This is a genomic window from Sphingomonas endophytica (assembly GCF_001476895.1).
GTDB lineage: Bacteria > Pseudomonadota > Alphaproteobacteria > Sphingomonadales > Sphingomonadaceae > Sphingomonas > Sphingomonas endophytica_A.
Window position 1 is genome coordinate 1 of record NZ_LDTB01000191.1, and the last position, 780, is coordinate 780.

1 protein-coding gene is annotated in these 780 nt (G+C 71.8%); it reads right to left on the reverse strand.

The genetic code is table 11. From position 1 onward, the window contains the following. The coding region (locus NS334_RS16690) for a L,D-transpeptidase (protein ID WP_206542708.1) at positions 1-462 on the reverse strand (462 nt) is incomplete at its 3' end. Positions 463-780: the final 318 nt, after the last annotated feature.

Consider the following 780-nt stretch of genomic DNA (forward strand, 5'->3'; position numbering starts at 1 on the left):
GTGCCGTGGATCCGGTAGAGCGTGTCGCGGCCGCGATCCGACAGGGTACAGGGCGCGGGCACCGAGCGGATTCATCGGGCCGCCCTGCATGGCGTGGACGTGCGGCCAGCGCCGTATCATCTCGGCCGGCGGGTTCCAGGCCGGCCACTCCGCCTTGCGGTCGATCCGGGCGGTGCCGGTCCAGCCATACGCCTCGTCGCCCACCGACACGCCGTAGCGCATCGCCCGGCCGTTCGGCAGGACGAGGTAGAGCTGGCGCTCCTTGGTCTCGACCACGATCGTGCCGGGCGCTTCCCGGGTCGGATCGGCGATCTCGTAGCGGGCGAAGTGCGGATCGAACTCGGCCTCGGGCACCAGGGCCATGTACTCGGCGTCGCGGGCCGAGAGCGCCGGATCGGGCACGCCCTTGAAGGTGCAGCCCGCCAGCAGCAGGGCGCAGCCGAGTACCGAGATGATGCGCATGTCCCGCCTCGAGGATCGTCGCGGCCGCGGACGGAGGATCGGCGATCCGGATCCGGCCCGTGGACGAATCGCGCAACCATAAGGGGGCAACGGCACCCCGCCGTAGTCCGCGCGTTGGGCCCGTGGCACATTGCCGGCTCCTGTTGCCGGTGCGCGACAGGCGAGCATCCGGGAGCGACCCTCGTGACCACTCTCTACGTGAGCCATCCCGCCAGCTTCGATCACGAGGTTCCCGAGGGGCATCCGGAGCGGCCGGCCCGGATGCGCGCCGTGGAGCGGGCCCTGGAGGACGAGCGCTTCGCCGGTCTCGTGCGGGCC